Here is a 17,375-nt window from a genome sequence, read left to right as displayed (position 1 = left end):
TTAGGCGAAACTTATGTCAACGTGCCCAAACGGGCCAAAATCTGCGTGGATCTCAGTGCCTGGGGGGCATTCGATCGGGCGAATAAAGCTACCTGACAGGATAATCTGCCCGGGTTCAATGCTTTGGCCATATTGCGCCATGCGCCGGGCCAGCCAGACCACGCTTTCAACCGGATCATTCAAAACCCCCGCCCCAAGGCCGGTTTCCTCAATCTCGCCATTGCGAAAGGCCATGGCCCCAACCCAGCGCAGATCAAATGCATCTATCGGATGGCGCGCCTGCCCCAGTACCACACCGGCGTTGGCTGCATTGTCGCAGATGGTGTCAAACACGGTGCGCGCCTTGCCGGTTTCAGGGTCGATCCGCTGGATGCGCGTATCAAGGATTTCGATAGAGGGGGCAACAAAATCAGTGGCGGCAATGATATCGTTGCGGGTGATGTTTGCACCAGCAACTGCGGATTTCATCACAAAGGCGATCTCGGCCTCGATCCGGGGCTGGATAAAGCGGCCCGCAGGTACGGTGGCACCATGTTCAAACACCATATCATCAAACAGGATCCCGCTGTCTGGAATATCAATGTTGAGCGCATATTGCATCGCTTTTGAGGTCAGCCCAATCTTCCAGCCGACCACCTTGCGCCCTTGCGCAAGCTTTTGGCGGTAGATGGCATTTTGCACCTCATAGGCGTCATCCATGCCGATATCCGGATGGCGCAGGCTGAGCAGTCCGATCTGTTCGCGTTTGCGTTCCGCCGCCAGCAGATCGGCGGCGGCGCGGTTGTGCTCATCGGGGGTCATCACGTTTCGTCCTCTACCGTGTTGCGCAATGTGCCGATGCCGTCGACAGAGACTTCAACCACATCGCCGGGGGTCAGGTATTTGGGCGGATCAAAGCGGGCACCCGCGCCCGTTGGGGTGCCGGTTACAATCACGTCGCCGGGCTGCAAGGTCATGAAAGTAGAGATATATTCAATCTCTCGGCGGATGGGAAACATCATCCGATTAAGCGTATCGTCCTGACGCAATTCCCCATTCACATGGGTCTGAATGCGGGCGTCATCCAGCTGCGCCGCATCGGTAAAGGGCACAAGCCAGGGGCCAATCGCCCCCGAGCAATCCCAGTTTTTCCCCTGGGTCACATTGAATTTCGCATGGCGCACCCAATCCCGGATCGTGCCTTCGTTGCACAGGGTCAGCGCGGCGATGTGATCATAGGCGTTGTCTTGCGAAATCCGTCGCCCGGCCTTGCCGATGACAATGGCCACTTCCCCTTCATAGTCGAGCGTGTGGTTCTCTGGTGGGCGGATCAGCGGGCGATCATGACCGGTGAAACCGCTGGCGAAACGGGGAAACAGCGACATATATTTGGGCTGGGCGCTGCCATCTTTATATTCCGCATTGCGATCCGGGAAATTCACCCCAACGCACAGGATACGGCGCGCATCGGGCATCACCATATCATAGCTGAATTCCGTATGGGTCACGGCACGCCCAGATGCTGCGGCAGATAGCTGATCAAACGCACCCGCTGCGATCACCTCATAGAGGCTGTTGTGCTCTGGAAAGGCCGGGTTCAGCGCGATGGCGCCTGCGTCGGTGATGGCACCAAAAAAGCGCGTGTTCTGGGCGGTATAGGTTGCAAATTTCATGCGAGTTTACTCCATACGTCGCGAATAACATCTGCGGCCATCATCACATCCTTGCGGGTGGTGTCGAATTGGCCCACCTGAAAACGAATGATCTTGCGGCCTGCAAATGTCCCTTGGGTCAGATAGATCCGACCATCTTCATTCAGGGCGTCCACCAGCCGCTGTTGCGCGTCGTCGTCTCCGGGGCAACGGAACGAAAACAGGCTTAGGATCGGCTCGGTAACAATCTCAAATCCATCGAGTGCGCGGATGGCTTCGCAGACCTCAGTGGCCCATGTGACGTGGTTGCGGATCCGGCTGCGCAGCCCATCCAGGCCATAGGCGCGGATCAAAAACCAGATCTTGAGCGCGCGAAAGCGACGCCCCAGCGGAATGGTCCATTCCGAATAGTTGGTGACCGCTGCGCCGGACGTTTTGAGGTATTCAGGCTCGATTTTTAGGGTGTTGAGCTGCGGATCCGCATCACGCAGGAACTGAACCGAACAATCAAACTGCGCGCCCATCCATTTATGCGGGTTAAAGACAATACTGTCATAGCCATCAACACCGGCCCAGAAATCTTGCTGAAATTCAGGGCAGATCATTGCAGACCCGGCCCAGGCGGCATCCAGATGGGTATACAGGTCTTCTTGCTGCGCAATCTTGAGCACCGGGGCAAGATCATCACAAGCCCCGATGCCAGTGCCGCCAGTGATGGCAATGATGCCCGCAGGGATGTGACCTGCGGCGCGATCTGCCACAATCGCGGCCTGCAACGCCTTGGTATCAATGGCGTGGCGCGGGCCGGTTGTTGGCAGTTTAACCAGATTGTCCTGGCCAATGCCCGTCACCCAACAGGCGCGATCAATTGAACTGTGCACCTGATTGGAACAGTAAATGCGCAGATTGCCTTTGGTCGCCAGGCCTTCGCGGTTGCCGGTGAAACCAGTGGCGCGTTCGCGCATGGTCAGCACCGCCGACAAGGTCGCCGACGACGCGCTGTCCTGGATAACCCCGCAGTAGCCTTCAGGTAGATCCAGCGCCTGTCGGAGCCAGTCGATCATCACCGTTTCAACTTCGGTTGCCGCGGGTGAGGTCTGCCAGAGCATGCATTGCGCCGCGATTGTGGTGACTAGCATCTCGGCCAGCATCGAAGGGGGGGCTGCATTGGCCGGGAAATAAGCAAAGAAACGGGGATGCTGCCAATGGGTCATGCCCGGCATCACGATCCGTTCGAAATCGCCCATGATGGTTTCCATCGCTTCGCCACCGTCCGGCGGTGATACCGGCAGCTGCGCAGCGATGTTACCAGGTTGGGTTTGCGCACGAACCGGGCGCTCAGACAGTGTTTTGTGATAGTCTGCAGCCCAATCCGAGATGGATTTGCCCCAGTGTGAAAACTCGTCCCAGTTCATGTGCACCTCTTATTCAACCTCAGTCCAGCGTGAACCGATCTGCACCGTAGAGCAGATCGTTTATCGCTAGCATGATCAATCCTTACGGCGCGACAATTGGGGTTGCGGCAAGATCTGAATCTTTCAGCTCGACGCCCACAAATGGTGTGCCATGTTCGAACCAGCTGCGCGGTGCCGCCGCGCCCCAAAGGGTCTGTCGCTGCGGATCTTTCAAATCCCATTTGATCGGCTCAAGATCCGGATCCACGGTCTGATAATCAGAGCAGTAGATTTCGATCCGGTGCCCATCGGGATCCAGCACATACAGGAAAAAAGCATTGGAGATCCCATGACGGCCGGGGCCACGCTCGATATTGTCGACATAGCCGGTGGTCGACATCAGATCGAGCAGATCAATGATATTGAGCGGTGTCGGCACCCAGAAGGCAACATGGTGCATGCGCGGTCCCGTGCCATTGGTGAAGGCCATGTCATGCACGCCGCCTTTGCGGTGCATCCAAGCCGCCCAGAGGCGTTTGCTTTCTGCATCCTCGGTGTATTCGGTGACCCGGAAACCAAAGTCGCTGTAAAAGGCAACGCTGTCATCCACATTGCTGGAGAAACAGTTGAAGTGGTCAATGCGCAGCGGTTTTACCCCGCGATAGAGCGCATATTTTTGATGGATGGGCTCAAGCCGATCCATCTTGTGATAAAATTCAAGCGGGATGCCCATATTGTCAGAGGTCAGCAGGGTGCGGCCCTGATAGGGGCGATCAACCCATTGCGTTGGGCGGCCCTTGGACTCAAAATAGGTTTTTGCCCTGTCCAGATCCTCTTCGTCAAAGGTCTTGAACCCCATGACTTCGACGGAGCCGGGTTGGTCGGATTTCTGCAAAATCACACAATGGTGGCCGCGCTCTTCCATCGCGCGCAGATAGACGTGGCTTTCGCTTTCATCTGAGACCTGCAAACCCAGAATTTCAGTGTAAAACTTGCGGGACGCGGCGAGATCACTGACGTTCAGGCAGACATGGCTCAATCGGATGGTGTTGAAATCCGGATACAGATTTGGGGCGGGAACGGGCATAGGAAGCTCCTGTTAAACCGGGAAAATAACGTTTGTCTGGCTGGTGACCGAGCTAGGGAAATATCCGGTCACACCCTTACATTTGCGATCTTAAGTACCCCAATCCTGGGCACCGTAGGGCAATGAATGGCGTTAGAGCTTGCCCAGCTGCATAATCTTATGCTGACCGGTGGCAAAACCGATGTGTTTTTGCTCCATGTAGAACTCAAACGACCAGTCACCGCCGTCACGCCCGATACCGCTGGCCTTGACCCCACCAAAGGGCGTTGGCAGGTGGCGCACGTTTTCTGAATTCACCCAGATCATGCCGGCCTCAAGCTTGTCGGTAAAGCGCAGCGCCCGTGTCAAATCATTGGTCCAGACATAGCCTGTCAGCCCGTAGGGGGTGTCATTGGCCATTTCCAGCGCGTCTTCTTCGCTGGTGAAGGGGATCGACGTCAGCACCGGGCCGAAAATTTCCTCACGTGCAATGCGCATCTGGTTGTTGGCATCGGTAAACAGGGTTGGACGGATGAAATACCCCTCATCGCCCAGCGTTTCACCGCCGGCAGCAACGGTTGCGCCCTCTTCTTTAGCGATGTCAAAGTAACTGGTGACTTTGTTGTAGTGTTCTTTGGTGACCAGCGGGCCGATTTCGGTTGCCGGATCCAGCGGATGTCCCACTTTGATATTATTGACCCGCTCAATCAGCTTGGCCTCAAATCTGTCTTTGATGGTGTCTTGCACCAACAGACGCGAAGAGGATGTGCAGCGTTCCCCGTTGATCGAATAGATCATAAAGATCACCGCATCGAGCGCACGCTCCAGATCCGCATCGTCAAAAACGATGACCGGGTTTTTGCCACCCAGCTCCAGATGCATCCGTTTCAGCGTATCCGCACCCTGTTTGGTGATTGTTGACCCTGTGCGGCTTTCTCCAACAAAGGCAATTGCCTTGATCAGCGGGTGTTCAGTCAGCGCCTTGCCCGCGTCGGGACCAAAGCCGTTGACCGTGTTCAACACGCCCTTGGGCAGGCCGGCTTCTTCGGCAATTTCGACCAAGAGGCGCGCCGAAAGCGGGCTGTCTTCGGCCGGTTTATGCACTACGGTACAGCCCGCCGCCAACGCCGGGGCGATTTTCCAGGTCGACAGCATAAACGGCGTGTTCCACGGCGTGATCACCCCAACCGGGCCGATTGGCACGCGGGTGGTGACATTCATCAGCGTGGGTGATTTCAGATGCTGACCATCGCGCGCTTGCACCACCTGATCGGCAAAGTAGCGAAAATTTTCCGCCCCGCGCAGCGCAGCCTTTGACATAAACCGCAGGGTTTGACCGGTGTCCCAGCATTCACACAGCGCAATCTCTTCGGCGCGAGCCTCAATTGCATCTGCAACCTTCAGCAGGATGCGGCGGCGTTCTGCAGCGGGCGTGTCGCGCCAGGATGCAAAGGCTGCATGCGCGGCTTTGGCGGCTGCGTCCACATCCACGGCGCTGCCATGCGCAACGTCGCAGATGATCGATTTATCTACCGGAGAGGTGGATTGAAACACACCCGCCGATCCAGCGACATCTTCACCCGCGATGCGATTTGGGATGCCGCTTTCCTTGAACCGTGCCAGGAAACCGGCCAGTTTTTCGATATTTGCGTCCAATGCGCTCATAGCTCAGCTCTCCTGCGGTGTCGCGTCAAGGTGGTCACGAATGGTGCCGGTCTTGGGCGAAAGCTCGGGGTCGATGTCACGCATCTCAAGCGAGAGCGCGAGGGAATGATGCGTGAAGGCGGGCGCGAGAAAGGCTTCCGCCGCTTCAAAAATGCACTGGGTGGCCTGTTTTTTAACGTCAGCAGGGCGCCCTGCACGTAGCCGTACCAAGATATCGATAAAGCCATGGTGCGGCTTGCCATCGGCGATCGCATAGTGATCAACCCGCGTGGCCCGAACACGAATGCCTGCCGTTGGGAATGTCTCAATGTCGGCTGCGGTGGCCCTGATGCATTCACACAGGCCGCCCATGTCGATCACATCCTCCAGGTTGCCGGAGTATTCGATGTGAAAATGTGGCATGCGATCTCTCCTCCATTGGTTAACATGTTTATCATTGCGCGTGCCGTGCGTCAATAACTTGCTTTGTTAATCTTTGCATTTCTGATCCAGCCACTCTAGAAGGCTGCATGACAAGTCAAAGCCATACGAAACGCACCGCCAGATCCCTTCCGATTGCACTATTGCGTGCTCGGGAAACCGTCATGGCACCAATTCGCGACATGCTGCAGGACATTCATCTCACCGAACAGAAGTGGCGCACGCTTCGGGTTCTGGACGAGCTGGGTGAAGTTGAGCAAAGCACCATCGCCCATGAAGCCTGCCTGCTCTTGCCCAGCCTCACCCGTATTTTGCGCACGATGGAAGCAGATGGTCATGTCACCCGTCGTCGTGACAAAGACGACAAACGCCGTACAATGGTGCGTATCACTGATGCAGGACGTGCCGTTTTGGAAAACAACCTGGCGACGTCGCTTGAAATTTCCAGAAACATCGAAGAGCAAATGGGCCGTGAAAAGCTGGATCAGCTGCTTGATCTGCTCGAAGAACTTCAGGCGATCAAAGCCTGAGGTGATAGCTACCTCAGGCCGCACAGCCGAGCGCGACCCCGCCGATTGTGACGGGGTCAGCGCAGGATCACAATGTGGACAGGCCAGTGTCCAGTGCCGAAAGAATTTTCGCCACATCGCCAGAGGTGACCACCAGCGGCGGTGACAGGATGATATTATTGCCGGACACCCGAACCATAACTCCATCTTCATAGGCCGCTTTTTGCACCTGCATCGGCAGATGTTTGGCAACCGGGGTCTTGCTTGCGCGGTCTGATACCAGCTCCAGCGCACACATCAGCCCTTCGCCGCCACGCACATCTCCAATCACATCATGCTTTTCGGCCAGTTTTTTCAGCCCCTCAAACATCTCATCCCCACGCACTGCTGCGTTTTCCCAGATCCGCAGGCGTTTGGTTTCCGCCAGCGCGGCCAGCGCCGCGGCCGCACCAACGGGATGTCCTGAATAGGTATAGCCCTGATCTACTGAGGCTTTGCCGGTTGTGTCTGTTTCAAACACTTCTGCAACTGCGCCTGAGATCATGGCCGCCCCAAAAGGAAAATACCCGTTGGTGATGGCTTTTGCGGTGGTCATGATGTCGGGCTGCACCCCCCAATGACGTGCGCCGGTTTCACTACCGGTGCGGCCAAAGGCGGTGATGATTTCATCGGAAATCAACAAGATACCATGTTTTGAACAGAGGTCACGCACCATAGGCATAAAGCTCTTATGCGGTGGGATCACCCCGCCTGCCCCCAGCACCGGCTCCATAATGAAGGCCGCGACCGTATTTGCCCCCTGAAAAGCGATCTCCGCCTCAAGCGCGTTGACACAAAGCTGCGCCAGACGTTCAGGATCGGTTTCATCAAACGGGTTGCGATAGGTCCAGGGCGCAGGCACGTGGAAACAGCCCGGCATCATCGGCTCATAGGCGGCGCGAAATTTCTGATTTCCGTTCACAGACGCTGCCGCAAAATGGGTGCCGTGATAGCCTTGTTTCAGGCTGATGAATTTGGTGCGCCCCGCCTCGCCGCGTATTTTGTGATACTGGCGCGCAAGCTTTAGCGCCACCTCAACGGAATCAGAGCCACCCGATGTGTAAAACGCGCGGGTCAGCCCGTCGGGTTCAAAAAACTGCGCCAGTTCATACGACAGCTCAATTGCCTTATCATTGCTGGAGCCCCGGAAGGTGGAATAATACGGAAGCGCATTCAGCTGATCGCTGATCGCCTGCTTCACCGGCTCACAGGAATAGCCCAGATTGACATTCCACAACCCTCCGACCGCATCGATGGTCTTGTGACCATCAACATCGATAATGCTGACCCCTTCTCCACCTTGCAGGATGGTCGGCGGGTTCTTCTGACTGTCGGCAGGATGCGCCATCGGGTGCCAGAAATAGCGCGCATTGTTCTCTTTCAGAAAGTTCGAATCGGTCATGTATCGGGCCTCCAGGGGGGTGTAGCCGTCTGGTTAAGGAAGAAACTCAGACGGGAATGCATCGGGGATCTGTCCGCCAAAACTGGCTGTCAGATCGGTTACAAGCGCGTGTAGCGTGGACAGGATTTTGGGCTGCTGATCGCGGCCGGCGCGGCTTTCGGGCACGGCAATCGCAATGGTGCCAAACGCCACCTGATCAATGCCAAATATCGGAGCGGCAAAGCCAAAGACGCCGTCTTCAAAGCTGCCATTGCTGCTTGACCAGCCTGCCTTACGCGTGGCAGCGACGCGTTCTTTGATTACGTCCGGGTCAACAAGCGTCGCATCTGTAAAGCGCGGCAGCTCTTCCTCGCCCATACGTTCCAGCAGTACCGGCGGGCCAAAGCTGAGGATCGACAGGCCCGAAGCTGTTGCATTAATTGGCAAAACCTCACTGGGATCCAGGCTGACACGCACACTGTGGCGATTGGTTTCCACCACCAGCGCCGTTTGCAACGCTCCCCGTTCCAGCAGCGAAAGATGCAGGCTTTCGCCCACGTCCTGCATGGCGATCTGCAGCCTCTGGCGTGCGCTCTCAATCCCTGGCCGGGCAATCTGGCGCAGCGCTGCAAGGCGCAAAGCCGCTGGACCAATCGCGTAGGATTTGGTCATCGGGTTTTGTTCGACCAGTCCGAATTCCTCTAGCGCGCGCAGATGCCGTAGGGCTGTGGCTTTGTTCAGGCCAGACAGGCGCGCAAACTGACTCAGCCCAATTTCAGGGCGAGCGTTGGAAAAGTAGTCGAGCATCTTGAGGGCATTCAATGCAGTCCCCATCGGTTTCATCTCCTTCCAGTCAGGTAATACTTGACAGAACAAACTTAACAAAACAACATATTAATTGTTAACTAGGTTCAACTAATGAACCAATCAACGGGAGGTGTGAATGAAAAAAATCCTAACAGCAGCCATTTTTGTGGCCTCTGCAACTGCTGCCCTGGCTGAATATCCCGAAAAACCAGTCACTTTTGTGGTGCCCTGGCCTCCGGGTGATCTGGAAGACGTGTTAACCCGGATCATCGCGGATGAGTTTCAGGCGATGTATGGCGTTCCTGCCGCCGTGGTGAACAAACCCGGCGGCGGCGGCGGTCCGTTCCCTGGCGCGGTTGATGTGGCCTCGTCCCCGGCGGATGGCTACACCATTGGTTCTTTTGTGACCGATGTGCCCGTCAGTGGTCCGGAGATCGGCATACCAGAGCTCAGCCCAAACCCGTTTGAGCCCATCGGCATCTTTATGACCTACCCGTTTGTGATTGCTGCCAGCAAAACCGCCGCATTCTCAACCTGGGATGAACTGGCGGCCCACAGCAAGGAAAACGATGTTGCCTTGGGCCATTTCGGATCCTTCCTGCCGCCCACCCAGGTGACCTTTGCGGCTGCGATCAATTCAGGCTTTGATTTCGCCAGCGAAGCGGCTTTTGACGCGCTGGATTGCAACACGCTCGCCTCTGGTGATGTTGATGTGATCAACTCCACCCTGCAGCTGATCCTGCCCTGCATGGATAAGGTCAATGTTCTGGCCAGCATCGGCAACCAGCGCATCGGCCTCACCCCAGGCACCCCAACCGTGAGCGAGCTGCACCCGGAACTGAATGTTGCGCTGTGGAACGGTCTGTTCGTGCACAAAGACACCCCGACTGAGGCCCGCGAAAAAATCGCCGCCGCGGCCCAGAAAGCACTGCAAACGCCCAAAGCGCAGAACCTGATCGGTGAAACCGGTGTGCTGATCTACTGGCAGGATGCTGCTGCGGCAACAGCCCAGATCGAAGCAGACGGCCAGACCATCGCCGCTATCCGCGAGCTGATTGGCGAATAGAACAGTGTTGGGCCGGGTGGAAACCTGCGCGGCCCAAAGACCGATGGGGAGGGGATCATGATCGCAAAAACACTTCAGGATATGTTCAAACGCTATCGTCGGCCCGGCGATGTTGTGTTTGCCTTTGTATTTCTGCTGTTCGCGCTTGTACTGCTGTTGCAGCTTGGGGAACAAACCAAGGTGGTCAAGCGCACCAAATGGTTCGCCCAACCTAACTTCTGGCCGATGGTATCGCTCTGGGCGATGGTGGTTTTTGGCTTTCTACACTGGCTGAGTTCTGCCTTGTCAGATCGCATCCCCGGCCGTTGGCCTGAAGTGGGCTTGTGGCTGCGCTCGCTGGAATACATCGCCTATTTCATGGCCTATGTAAAACTCGTGCCGCTGCTGGGCTATCTCCCCTCATCTGTACTTTTTGCCCTGTTTTTGGCTCTGCGCACCGGATTTCGCAGCCCCCGCACCTTGGCCATCGCGGCGGGTTTCGGCGTGGCAGTTACCGTGGTTTTCCGCGCCTTTTTGCAGGTCAAAATTCCAGCAGGTGCAGTCTATGAATACTTGCCCGACACGATCCGCGCCTTTGCGCTGACATATCTCTGAGGTTTCGTTATGGAAACGCTTCTGTCCGGTCTTACGATGCTGGCACAATGGCAGGTGATTGTTGCTTTGTTCATTGGCTCTATCGGTGGTGTCATCATTGGTGCCCTGCCCGGTGTCGGGGCTGCCGTGGCCATTGCCATATTGTTGCCTGCAACCTTTGCCTTTGAACCTATTGTGGGGCTGACACTGCTGTTGGGGATCTATGGTTCGTCAATGTATGGCGGTGCAATCCCTGCAATCCTGATCAACACCCCCGGCACTGCGGTCAATGCGCTGACCACCTATGACGGTTTTCCGATGACCAAACGCGGCGAAGGCCACCGCGCCCTTTCGCTGGCCTATTCCGCTTCGTTCTTTGGAGGGGTGTTTGCGATTATCTGCCTGATGGTGCTGTCTCCGGTGCTGGCGTTGATCGCGCCCCATTTTGGCAGCCGAGAGATCTTTCTAGCGGCGCTTTTAGGCATTGTTCTGGTGGTGCTGGCCCACCGCGGTCAGATCTTTATTGCCGGGGCTCTGGCCGCATTTGGGATGTTTCTCAACACGGTAGGGCTGGAGCCGGTCAAATACACCCGCCGTTTCACCTTTGATCAAAGCTGGCTGGCCTCGGGGTTTGATCTGATTGTGGTTGTGCTGGGGCTGTTTGCCATCAGTCAGGCGCTTTTATTGCTGCTGGAAAAGAACCACACCCCCGGCGACACCCATGTGAACGGCAATCTTTTTGCGGGCCTCAAAGAGCTGCTGGGCCTGAAACGCGTGGCGGCCGTGTCTTCATCAATTGGTGTGATCATGGGCATGGTGCCGGGCACCGGAGAATTTACGTCCCAGTTTCTGTCGTACACCTACGCGCAGAAAACATCCAAAGATCCCAAAGCCTTTGGTGCAGGCTCACCAGAGGGGCTGGTGGCATCTGAGGCCGCAAACAATGCTGTGCCCGGGGCGGCGATGATCCCGCTTTTGGCGCTGGGTATTCCCGGCGAAGCGCTTACGGCGATGATGCTGTCGGTGTTTTACGTCCACAATGTGATCCCCGGCCCGCAGCTTTTTGAAAACCAGATGGATTTTGTGATGGCGCTCTATATGGCGTTGATCCTTTTGAATGTCATCGTGTTGGTTTTCCTGCTGTTTTCGACCAATCTGCTGCTGAAAATCATCCAGATTCCCACCCGTTTTCTTGGCATCATGATCCTGATTCTCGCCTTTGTCGGCGTCTATAGCCTGCGCAATTCGATCACTGATTGTGCCATCGCGGCTGGCTTTGGAGTGTTTGGCCTGATCTTGAAACGGCTTGATCTGCCAATTGTGCCCATCATTTTGGGTATGGTTCTCGGCGGCATCATGGAGGTCAAACTGCGCAGCGCCATGGCGCGGGTCAAAACCCCGCTTGATTTTGTCGACCGGCCGATCGCGGCCATTCTGGCCGGGCTGATTGCGCTGATCCTGCTGCTCCATTTCCGCACGCTGTATTTTGAGTTCCGCAACAAGTTGAAGCCGGAGCCCAATATCCAACCTCTCGATTCTGAACATCCTAACCAGCAAGGCTAACTTGATATGAAACAATCCGATATCGACGCCCTGCGCGCGCAGGTTCTCTCGCCGCGGTCACATTTCATCAATGGATGCTGGGTTGCCGCTGTAAACGGTGGCCAGCGTGATGTGATCTCTCCGATTGATGGCTCTGTGTTGACGCAAATCGCCGAAGGTACCCCGGCTGATATGGAAGCCGCAATCAGCGCCGCACGCGCTGCCTTTGAGGATGGTCGCTGGTCCCGCCGCGCCCCGGCTGAACGTAAGAAAGTGCTGCTGAAACTCGCGGATCTGATTGAACAGCACGCATTAGAGCTTGCTGTGCTTGGTGTGCGCGACAACGGCACCGAAATCACCATGGCGATCAAGGCTGAGCCGATGTCGGCGGCAGCCACTTTCCGCTATTACGCCGAAGCCATCGATAAGATCTATGGCCAGATTGCCCCCACGGGCGAAAGCGTGCTGGGCTTGATCCACCATGCCCCGGTGGGTGTTGTTGGGGCAATTGTGCCGTGGAATATGCCGCTGATGATTGGCGCGTGGAAACTGGCTCCAGCGCTTGCCACCGGCAATTCGGTTGTGTTGAAGCCCGCTGAAAGCGCCTCTCTCACCCTGCTCAAACTGGCCGAACTCGCCGCCGAAGCTGGGCTGCCGGAGGGCGTGTTGAACGTTGTCACCGGTGCGGGCAGCGTGGTCGGCGAAACCCTGGCCTTGTCGATGGATGTGGACATCATGGTGTTCACCGGTTCGGGCGCAACCGGGCGACGACTGTTGGAATATTCCGCGCGCTCCAACATGAAGCGCTGCTATCTTGAGCTGGGCGGAAAATCCCCCAATATCATCTTCAACGATGCCCCCGATCTGGCTGAGGCGGCAAAAGTCTCTGCCGCTGGAATCTTCCGCAATTCGGGCCAGATCTGCATCGCCGGATCGCGGCTACTGGTGCAGCAAGACATTCACGATGATTTTGTCGCTGAACTGGTCCAACATGCGCAGGCCATGCGGGTGGGCGATCCGCTGGATCTGAATAGCCAGATCGGCGCGGTTCATTCCCAGGCTGAACTTGAGGCCAATCTCGCGTTTGTCGCCAAGGCCGAGGAAGAAGGCGCCGAACGTTTGAGCGGCGGCGATCGCATTCTGGAACAAAGCGGCGGCTATTATATGGAGCCCACGGTGATGGGCGGCGTCAGCCCACGCGACAGCCTGTTTCAAAACGAAGTATTCGGCCCCGTGCTGGCCGTCAGCGCGTTTAAAGACGAAGAAGAGGCGATCCGCCTCGCCAACGACAGTGTGTACGGGTTGTCTGCTGGGGTCTGGACCTCTGATCTTGGCCGTGCCCATCGAATGATCTCTGGCATCCGGGCGGGTGTTGTTCACGTTAACACCTATGGTGGCTCTGATCTGACCGTGCCGTTGGGTGGGGTGCGCCAATCCGGCAATGGGCACGACAAATCCCTGCATGCGTTTGAAAAATATCTCGATCTGAAAACCGCTTGGATAAAGCTCTGATTGAGGAACAAATCAACGGCGCGAAGATGGATCTGACGCCCGCAACAAGCGGTTCATAGAAACCGCGCGCAAACAGATGACGCACTATCTGCAATAGCGCATCTTCATGGGAGGAAAACATGACAGATAAAACAATCCTGCTGATCGGGACCTATGACACCAAGGACCCAGAGATGCGCTTCATCGAAGATGTTATACGGGCTCAGGGTGCGAAGGTTCTGAGCATGGATGTCTCGGTTCTGGGCGATCCCAAACAGCCCACCGATATTTCCAAACACGACGTTGCCGCCGCCGAAGGCATGACCATTGATGAAGTGATCGCGCTAGGTGATGAAAACAAAGCCTTCCGCGTGATGTCGGCGGGGGCTGCAAAGGTGGTGGCTGAGGCCTATGCGCAAGGGCGCTTTGATGGGATGCTGGCCACTGGCGGCACTATGGGCACTGATCTGGCGCTTGATTGCGCGCAGGCTTTGCCGATGGGGGTGCCAAAATACATCGTTTCAACCGTCAGCTTTTCACCGCTTATCCCGCCGCATCGTCTGGCACCTGATATTCAGATGATCCTTTGGGCCGGCGGGCTTTATGGTATGAACTCGATCTGCCGCTCGTCGCTCAGCCAGGCAGCGGGCGCAGTGGTTGGTGCCACCAAAGCAGCGGTTGCGCCGGATCGCAGCAAGCCACTGATTGGGATGACCAGCCTTGGTACATCCTGCCTGCGCTACATGAAGATCCTGAAACCGGCGCTGGAAGAGCGTGGTTTTGAGGTCGCAGTGTTTCATTCCACCGGCATGGGCGGCATGGCCTTTGAAAAACTCGCCGCCGAGAGCGCCTTTGTCTGTGTGATGGATTTCTGCATGCAGGAATTTGGCAATATGCTGGCAGGTTCTGTTGTTTCAAGCGGTGCGGATCGGCTCTGCAACGCAGGTGCTGCTGGCATCCCGCAAATGGTTGCGCCGGGCGCGCTGGATCTGCTGGATTTTGCGGGCTGGCAGGAGATCCCAGAACAATATAGCGACCGCCCGTTTCACGAACACAACCGGTTGATCAAAAGCTCAGTCTTTTGTGGCGAAGAACGCCGCGCCTGGGTACGTGAACTTGCCAACCGACTGGAAAATGCCCAGGGACCTGTGCATTTCTTCCTTCCGGTGCAAGGGGTCGAAGCCTGGGACACAGAAGGCGGCGAAACCCATGATCCCCAGGCGCTTGCCGATATGGTCGACGAAGCCCGCAAGGTGATGACGGGGCGCATTCCCACAACTGAGATTGACGCCCACATCAACGACAGCGCGTTTTGTGATGCGGTATTGGCACAATTTGATACCTGGGTTGCCGAAGGGCTGATCAATCAGGATGCGCAAAAAAGATAGCGCCGAAACGGCCAGACACACACCGACCGGCAGCGCCACGCGCTGTCGGATCACGCCAGCCCCTGAACCCCGTTCACGGTCAGCTTGGCAACAAGCTCTGCATAGTCTGAACGCGCCTGGGCGTCCGCATCCTTATTCCACATATAATACCAGTTGATCATGCCAAAGACCGACATGGTTGCGGCATGCAGCTTGGCCCGGTCTTGTTCCAGCACCTGCGGTGCGATTGTGCGCAGGATCTCACTCAGATGCAGCACCATTTCGCGCTGATACCCTTTTAGGATATCCTGCTGCGCCTCGGGTAACAGGGCAATTCCTTCGGTCTGGATCTTATGTTCCGCGTCCATGCCCTGATAGGCAATCAAGATCACCGACAGAATATGGGTCAGCCTTTCGATTGCATCCTCGCTGCCACATTCGGCGGTGCAGATCTGGTCGCGCAGCTCTTTCAGATAACTGTCTAGAATATCAAACAGCAAGGCATCCTTGCTGTTGTAATAGTGATAGATATTGGCCTTGCTAATGCCACAGGCACGGGCGACCTGTGCCATAGAGGCACGGGCCAGTCCTTCATCTGCAAAGACCTGCGCCGCTGTCTTCAGAATATGGTCGCGTTTCTCGTTGTGGTCTTTTGCTATGGTTCGCGCCACTGGTTAATCCTTGTCTCGTTTATCAATCACACGCACGGCCTTGCCTTGTGAGCGTTCTATAGATCCCGGTGCGTGCACCACAACCTCGACCGATATGCCGATGATATCTTTAATGCGTTTGGTCAACATCTTTGCTGAATTTGCACGCGCATCTGTGCTGGCTTCGGCCTCACGCGCTTCGGCATTAACCCGCATCGCATCCATCCGGCCGGATTTGAACAGCTCAATCTGGAAATGCGGGGCTAGGCCGCCTTGCGCCAGCACCTGCTCTTCCACTTGGGTTGGGAATACATTCACCCCACGCAGGATCATCATATCATCGGAGCGGCCGGTGATTTTCGCCATCCGCCGCATGGAACGTGCGGTGCCCGGCATCAGTCGCGTCAGATCGCGGGTGCGGTAGCGGATCATCGGCATGCCTTCTTTGGTGATGGTGGTCAGTACCAGCTCACCTTCCTGGCCGTCTTCCACCACTTCACCGGTCGCCGGATTAATGATTTCGGGGTAGAAGTGATCTTCCCAGATATGCAGACCATCTTTGGTCTCGACACATTCATTGGCAACGCCGGGGCCGATGATTTCCGACAGGCCATAGATATCAACCGCATGCATATCAAAGGCGTCTTCAACCTCAGCCCGCATCGCATTGGTCCAGCTTTCGGCACCAAACACGCCCACCTGCAGTGAGCTTTCCCGCGGATCAACGCCCGCACGACGGAACCCTTCGAGGATGTTGAGCATATAAGAAGGTGTCACCAGAATGCCGTTGGGCTGGAAATCCTGGATAAGCCCCACCTGTTTGTCAGTCTGCCCGCCGCCCATCGGCACCACGGTTGCACCCAGCCGTTCGATGCCCGCGTGCGCGCCAAGCCCGCCCGTGAACAGCCCATAGCCATACGCGTTGTGGATCAGATCACCTGCGCGCAGGCCTGCTGCCATCAGCGAACGCTTCACCACATCCGCCCACATGGACAGATCGTTTTTGGTATAACCCACCACGGTCGCGCGCCCGGTTGTCCCCGATGAAGCATGCAGGCGCAAAATATCGGCGCGTGGCACGGCAAACAGACCAAAGGGGTAGTTGTCCACCAGATCCTTTTTGTAGGTGAACGGAAACTTGGCCAGATCGCTCAGTTGTTTCAGATCGCTGGGATGGACCCCGGCGTCATCAAAGCGCTGCTTATAAAGCGGCACATTGTCATAGGCATGTTGCAGCGACCATTGCATTCGCTTCAGCTGCAAAGCACGGATTTCATCAATGGACGCGGTTTCAATCGGGTCCAGATCACTGGTCCGCGGTGACAAATCTTTCATGGAGGATCTCCTCATTCCTCGAATAATTGGCCTTGAACCTTGCGGGACATGCCCCGGAAGGTGGCGATCAACTGATCGTGCTGGTTGAAAATCTGCACATCATAAATGCCGCTGCGTCCCTGCAATGAGACCTCCTGCGCAACGGCTTTCAGCACATCTCCCGCGCGGGCGGGTGCGATGTAGTTGATAAGATTATGCTGTGCGACACTCCTTTCGTTCCGACTGTTGCACGCAAAAGCAAAGGCGCTGTCTGCCAGGGCAAATGTTACCCCACCATGGCAATTGCCATGCCCATTGCAATGGTGCTGCTGCACCACAAGGCTGAGCGTGGCCGCCCCTTCCGCCACTTGCACAAGTTCCATGCCAAGCCATTTTGAGGCGTGATCCTCATCCCACATGGCAACAGCGGATTTATGGGCTTTTTCCTCGGGGGTCATTG

At 56.4% G+C, this 17,375-nt stretch carries 17 protein-coding genes; 6 read left to right on the top strand and 11 right to left on the bottom strand.

Annotated elements, in window-relative coordinates; genetic code table 11:
* The 6 genes from hpaH to GG681_RS14290 all read right to left on the bottom strand — a co-directional run bounded on the left by hpaH (position 1) and on the right by GG681_RS14290 (position 6,158).
* On the bottom strand, positions 1–801 hold the full coding sequence (gene hpaH, locus GG681_RS14315) for a 2-oxo-hept-4-ene-1,7-dioate hydratase (RefSeq protein WP_153548712.1): 801 nt from the start codon (positions 799–801) through the stop codon (positions 1–3).
* Positions 801–1,652, bottom strand: coding sequence for a fumarylacetoacetate hydrolase family protein (locus GG681_RS14310; RefSeq protein WP_153548711.1), 852 nt, complete (start codon positions 1,650–1,652; stop codon positions 801–803). The genes hpaH and GG681_RS14310 overlap by 1 nt, the downstream gene beginning before the upstream one ends.
* Positions 1,649–3,046: a pyridoxal phosphate-dependent decarboxylase family protein gene (locus tag GG681_RS14305; protein WP_153548710.1), complete on the bottom strand. Its 1,398-nt coding sequence runs from the start codon at positions 3,044–3,046 to the stop codon at positions 1,649–1,651. The genes GG681_RS14310 and GG681_RS14305 overlap by 4 nt, the downstream gene beginning before the upstream one ends.
* Before the next feature lie 82 nt (positions 3,047–3,128).
* Positions 3,129–4,112 (bottom strand): 3,4-dihydroxyphenylacetate 2,3-dioxygenase, encoded by a 984-nt coding sequence (hpaD, locus tag GG681_RS14300; RefSeq protein ID WP_153548709.1) that lies wholly within the window; start codon positions 4,110–4,112, stop codon positions 3,129–3,131.
* 132 nt (positions 4,113–4,244) lie between these two features.
* Complete coding sequence (gene hpaE / locus GG681_RS14295; RefSeq protein WP_153548708.1) at positions 4,245–5,756, bottom strand: 5-carboxymethyl-2-hydroxymuconate semialdehyde dehydrogenase; 1,512 nt, start codon at positions 5,754–5,756, stop codon at positions 4,245–4,247.
* Between the two features lie 3 nt (positions 5,757–5,759).
* On the bottom strand, positions 5,760–6,158 hold the full coding sequence (locus GG681_RS14290) for a 5-carboxymethyl-2-hydroxymuconate Delta-isomerase (protein WP_153548707.1): 399 nt from the start codon (positions 6,156–6,158) through the stop codon (positions 5,760–5,762).
* 107 nt (positions 6,159–6,265) lie between these two features.
* Between GG681_RS14290 and hpaR the strand changes: the two genes are divergently transcribed.
* Positions 6,266–6,706, top strand: a complete 441-nt coding sequence (gene hpaR, locus GG681_RS14285; RefSeq protein ID WP_153548706.1) for a homoprotocatechuate degradation operon regulator HpaR — start codon at positions 6,266–6,268, stop codon at positions 6,704–6,706.
* 67 nt (positions 6,707–6,773) lie between these two features.
* On the opposite strand, the gene GG681_RS14280 is transcribed toward hpaR, so the two are convergent.
* Positions 6,774–8,126, bottom strand: coding sequence for an aminotransferase class III-fold pyridoxal phosphate-dependent enzyme (locus tag GG681_RS14280; RefSeq protein WP_153548705.1), 1,353 nt, complete (start codon positions 8,124–8,126; stop codon positions 6,774–6,776).
* 33 nt (positions 8,127–8,159) lie between these two features.
* Positions 8,160–8,939 carry an IclR family transcriptional regulator gene (locus GG681_RS14275; protein WP_194287189.1) on the bottom strand — a complete coding sequence of 260 codons (780 nt, stop codon included), beginning with the start codon at positions 8,937–8,939 and terminating at the stop codon, positions 8,160–8,162.
* A gap of 109 nt (positions 8,940–9,048) precedes the next feature.
* Between GG681_RS14275 and GG681_RS14270 the strand changes: the two genes are divergently transcribed.
* The 5 genes from GG681_RS14270 to GG681_RS14250 all read left to right on the top strand — a co-directional run bounded on the left by GG681_RS14270 (position 9,049) and on the right by GG681_RS14250 (position 14,972).
* Positions 9,049–9,978, top strand: a complete 930-nt coding sequence (locus GG681_RS14270; RefSeq protein ID WP_153548703.1) for a tripartite tricarboxylate transporter substrate-binding protein — start codon at positions 9,049–9,051, stop codon at positions 9,976–9,978.
* Positions 9,979–10,035: 57 nt separating this feature from the next.
* Positions 10,036–10,572: a tripartite tricarboxylate transporter TctB family protein gene (locus GG681_RS14265; RefSeq protein WP_153548702.1), complete on the top strand. Its 537-nt coding sequence runs from the start codon at positions 10,036–10,038 to the stop codon at positions 10,570–10,572.
* Between the two features lie 9 nt (positions 10,573–10,581).
* Positions 10,582–12,114 carry a tripartite tricarboxylate transporter permease gene (locus GG681_RS14260; RefSeq protein ID WP_153548701.1) on the top strand — a complete coding sequence of 511 codons (1,533 nt, stop codon included), beginning with the start codon at positions 10,582–10,584 and terminating at the stop codon, positions 12,112–12,114.
* Positions 12,115–12,120: 6 nt separating this feature from the next.
* The gene (locus GG681_RS14255; protein ID WP_153548700.1) at positions 12,121–13,605 is read left to right on the top strand and encodes an aldehyde dehydrogenase; all 1,485 of its coding nucleotides are present in this window, start codon (positions 12,121–12,123) and stop codon (positions 13,603–13,605) included.
* 119 nt (positions 13,606–13,724) lie between these two features.
* Complete coding sequence (locus tag GG681_RS14250) at positions 13,725–14,972, top strand: Tm-1-like ATP-binding domain-containing protein (protein WP_153548699.1); 1,248 nt, start codon at positions 13,725–13,727, stop codon at positions 14,970–14,972.
* Positions 14,973–15,022: 50 nt separating this feature from the next.
* Here GG681_RS14250 and GG681_RS14245 read toward each other — a convergent pair whose 3' ends face one another.
* The 3 genes from GG681_RS14245 to paaI are packed head-to-tail and all read right to left on the bottom strand — an operon-like array spanning position 15,023 to position 17,373.
* Positions 15,023–15,622 (bottom strand): TetR/AcrR family transcriptional regulator, encoded by a 600-nt coding sequence (locus GG681_RS14245; RefSeq protein WP_328593400.1) that lies wholly within the window; start codon positions 15,620–15,622, stop codon positions 15,023–15,025.
* Positions 15,623–15,625: 3 nt separating this feature from the next.
* Positions 15,626–16,936, bottom strand: coding sequence for a phenylacetate--CoA ligase PaaK (gene paaK / locus GG681_RS14240; protein WP_153548698.1), 1,311 nt, complete (start codon positions 16,934–16,936; stop codon positions 15,626–15,628).
* Positions 16,937–16,947: 11 nt separating this feature from the next.
* Positions 16,948–17,373, bottom strand: coding sequence for a hydroxyphenylacetyl-CoA thioesterase PaaI (gene paaI / locus GG681_RS14235; RefSeq protein ID WP_153548697.1), 426 nt, complete (start codon positions 17,371–17,373; stop codon positions 16,948–16,950).
* Positions 17,374–17,375: the final 2 nt, after the last annotated feature.

The organism is Tritonibacter aquimaris, assembly GCF_009617595.1.
GTDB lineage: Bacteria > Pseudomonadota > Alphaproteobacteria > Rhodobacterales > Rhodobacteraceae > Epibacterium > Epibacterium aquimaris.
This window is presented reverse-complemented; position numbering and strand designations above follow the sequence as displayed.